This window comes from Microvirga sp. P5_D2 (assembly GCF_054049475.1).
Genome location: NZ_JBFUMH010000301.1, coordinates 1 through 3,231 on the forward strand (window position 1 = coordinate 1; position 3,231 = coordinate 3,231).

4 protein-coding genes and 1 pseudogene are annotated in these 3,231 nt (G+C 58.0%); 3 read left to right on the plus strand and 2 right to left on the minus strand.

Annotation, left to right across the window (positions count from 1 at the left end):
• The first annotated feature begins 254 nt into the window (after nucleotides 1-254).
• The 3 genes and pseudogenes from ACXJKO_RS30840 (at nucleotide 255) to hfq (ending at nucleotide 2,341) form a co-directional block, all read left to right on the plus strand.
• Nucleotides 255-1,409 (plus strand): sensor histidine kinase, encoded by a 1,155-nt coding sequence (locus ACXJKO_RS30840; RefSeq protein WP_457094820.1) that lies wholly within the window; start codon nucleotides 255-257, stop codon nucleotides 1,407-1,409.
• A gap of 134 nt (nucleotides 1,410-1,543) precedes the next feature.
• Nucleotides 1,544-1,783 carry a hypothetical protein gene (locus ACXJKO_RS30845; RefSeq protein ID WP_457094821.1) on the plus strand — a complete coding sequence of 80 codons (240 nt, stop codon included), beginning with the start codon at nucleotides 1,544-1,546 and terminating at the stop codon, nucleotides 1,781-1,783.
• A 360-nt stretch (nucleotides 1,784-2,143) separates the two neighbouring features.
• Nucleotides 2,144-2,341 (plus strand): annotated as a pseudogene (gene hfq / locus ACXJKO_RS30850) (RNA chaperone Hfq).
• Nucleotides 2,342-2,456: 115 nt separating this feature from the next.
• Here hfq and ACXJKO_RS30855 read toward each other — a convergent pair.
• Together ACXJKO_RS30855 and ACXJKO_RS30860 are read right to left on the minus strand one after the other, a co-directional pair.
• The gene (locus tag ACXJKO_RS30855) at nucleotides 2,457-3,011 is read right to left on the minus strand and encodes a sigma-70 family RNA polymerase sigma factor (protein ID WP_457094822.1); all 555 of its coding nucleotides are present in this window, start codon (nucleotides 3,009-3,011) and stop codon (nucleotides 2,457-2,459) included.
• Nucleotides 3,008-3,208 (minus strand): NepR family anti-sigma factor, encoded by a 201-nt coding sequence (locus ACXJKO_RS30860; protein WP_457094823.1) that lies wholly within the window; start codon nucleotides 3,206-3,208, stop codon nucleotides 3,008-3,010. Before ACXJKO_RS30860 ends, ACXJKO_RS30855 begins: the two co-directional genes overlap by 4 nt.
• Between the last annotated feature and the right edge of the window lie 23 nt (nucleotides 3,209-3,231).

Below are 3,231 nucleotides of genomic sequence, written 5' to 3' on the forward strand. Positions count from 1 at the left end.
AGGTTRCTCTGGAGCTTAGCTGCCGTRAAGTGCCCTTCCTAATCTATTCAGGACATCATGAGGACCGCCAGCTTCTGGGGGACTTGCAGCTTGTGCCCTGGATTGAGAAGCCCGCTCCACCTGYCGTGCTGGTCCAAGCCTGTCATCAGCTTGCGGGCGAGCATCCCTAAACTCTTCTGGGGATGCCGTTCGTTCGGCCTGAACTCTCTCTCATGTCGCCCGTTCTTATCAGCGTGGTGGCGTGAGTAGCTGTCGTGTCGAATGAACAAATGTCGGCCCCGTGGAACGAGAGTGATCGGCTGGCTGCCCTGCGCAGCTACCGGGTTCTGGACACGCCGCCAGAGCCCGAATTCGACGATCTGGTACAGCTTGCCGCCCATTGCTGTCAGGCCCCCATTGCTCTCATCAGCCTCATCGACGAGCGCAGGCAGTGGTTCAAGGCCGAGGTGGGGCTTGGGATGCGCGAGACGCCCCTCGACCGCTCGATCTGCCTCAGCGCCATGCTTCAGCCGGGGCTGACCGTCGTTCCGGACCTACTTGAGGATCATCGTTTTGCCAGCAATCCTCTCGTGACAACGGAGCCACGCCTGCGCTTCTATGCCGGGGCGGTGTTGCGAGCGCCCGATGGGGTGCCTTTGGGAGCCCTGTGTGTGCTCGACCATGCGCCCCGTGACCTCACAGAGGAGCAGGCTGCTACCCTCACCCTGCTGGCGCGACAGGTGATGTCGCAGTTCGAGTTGCGCCGTGCCATTGCCGAGCGGAATGAGCGATTGGCGGCCAGCCACCAGATCGAGCAGCGGCAGTCTTTGCTGGTCCGCGAGCTTCACCACCGGGTGAAGAACACGCTGGCAACCGTCCAGGGCCTCGTCGGAGCCACAGGCCGATCCAGCGGCAGCTTTGACGAGTTCTACCGCTCGTTCTCAAAACGCATCGCCTCCTTGGCGAAGACCCACGACCTGCTGACGGAGGACTACTGGCAGACAGCGCCCCTGCGGGAGATCGCGCTTGCGGAGCTAAAGCCCTTTGCTGAGAGCCGACAACCGCGTTTCATGCTGATTGGACCACAGGTTGAGCTTTCGGCTGATCTGGCGGTTCCGGTGGGTATGGCCCTTCACGAACTCACCACGAATGCGCTCCGGTACGGGGCACTTTCGGCCCCGACTGGCTATGTGCGGGTTCAGTGGAGCGTAGGTGAGGTTGAAGATGTCAGGAAGCTTCAGCTGGAATGGAGCGAATTCGGTGGTCCGCCTGTGAGCGAGCCGGAGCACCAAGGCTTTGGCACTAGACTTCTTCTGCGGGTTATTCCGATGCAGTGCAATGCCGAGGTAGAGGTCCATTATGACAGGACAGGCTTACGGTTCCAGATGAGTGCACCGCTGATCGAGCAACGGCTGGTCCCAACATATTGATGGATGTGTGGCCAAATAGGTGCGGCAAAGCTCAGTCTTTGATACTTTTTAGCACCCCTTGCGACGCTTTTTGATAAGCGGGTGTTGGACGACCGCGCATTCGACGAGAGGGCTCTATGGCTATGAAGTATGTCATGCTCCGACTCAATGACGGCGAGTTGCTCCCGCTGCTATTTCCCGAGTTCATGCAACACTCTCATATGGCCCAGTCAGTTCCGGCGACCGTAGTGAGTGCCGGTCGCGTTTATCTGGAAAACGGAAAGATCAGTGCTCGTGGAGCATCAAGCTCATTGAATGTGATCTCGCGCGAAGAGGATAGCGGCATTATTCAGGCGTATTTTGATGGGGAGAATGTCATTCAGCAGGAGCTTTAGTTGTAGAATCCTGGACTTGATTTGACGGACAGTGTCAGAGCGAGTTGCAGTCTGGCAGCTTGAATGATGGCTTGGGGCACCAGCGGGCCCATAAGCCCTGCGCCTGCGGCGCACCGCGAAGCGGCTGCGGGGCTTGACCGCCCGCCTTGCCCAAGCCGAGAGCAGCCATGCCAGAATGGCGGGTTCCGAACTCGGCTTCCTCGTACAGAACACGACTTGGTCCGACACTGTCCGACAGGTCAAATCCTGGCTTTCACACTTTAGTTCTCCACAACTCGACTTGTTAGGGGTCTCCAATCCTGGTGCTTGCACCCGCGATAGTTTGTTCTGGCGCAGCCTTCTTCCGATAGGAACAGGACATTGGCCGCACAAAGCACCCCAACAGTTCAAGACCTGTTCCTAAAGCACGTTCGCGATCACAGAGTTGAAGTCACCATCTTTCTGGCGAACGGGATCAAGCTTTAGGGCCAGATTAAATCGTTCGGCAACTTCACCATCCGGCTTGTCCGGGGCAATGGGACGCAGATCTCCTACAAGCATGCGATCTCGGCTATCTAACCAGCGATGCCCGTCGAACTGACGGACCCAACTTCATTCGGGTAGCAGAGGCGCAGCTACTGACTTTATTGCGATCTGCGGAGGAACGAGACGGAGATGATCGGCCGGGAGGGTGTTACCGGGTGCATGTCTCGTTGAGGATTGTCGCTTTCAGTAATCGATCTGCCCCGATGTCCTCCGGGCTTTCGATTTCAAGCAATTCTGCAAGTCTGGTTCGGGCACGATTGACCCGGCTCTTGATCGTTCCAATCCGTGCTCCGCAAATCTCAGCCGTCTCCTCGTACGAGAACCCCTGCGCTCCCACGAGCAGAAGCGCCTCCCGTTGATCGAAGGGCAGTTGGGCTAATGCAGCCTTAAGGTCCTCCACATCCAGATGGGCGTCCTGCTCGGGAGCCACAGCAAGGCGGGCTGCGATGCCGCCATCGGGGTCTTCTACCTCACGCCTTTTCTTCCGGAACGCTGTGTGAAACTGATTCCGCAGGATCGTGAAGAGCCAAGCCTGGATGTTGGTGCCGGGCTGAAATTGATTGATGTAAGCCAGTCCCCGAACCATCGCTTCCTGAACCAAATCGTCGGCCTGATCGACATTCCCGGTGAGGGAGATCGCAAACGCCCTCATTGAAGGAATGGACTGAAGAAGGCTGTCGCGAAGGTCTGGGGGCAGTGTCATGGCTTTCCCCTGGAATGAGGCTGACCTAACTGCCTCATGAGATCGCGGAGACGGTCAGGAAGAGGCTCCTCCTCAAGTCTTCCGTACATCGCACGAAGCTGCTCCCCGAGCTTGTCTCGGATAGCAGAGACGGTGCGTGGGTCTGTATGGAGGAAGCCCGTTCGGGATGTTAGCTGGCAATTCTCGGTCTTGTTCATGCGTGGGAACTCCTGAGCTAAGC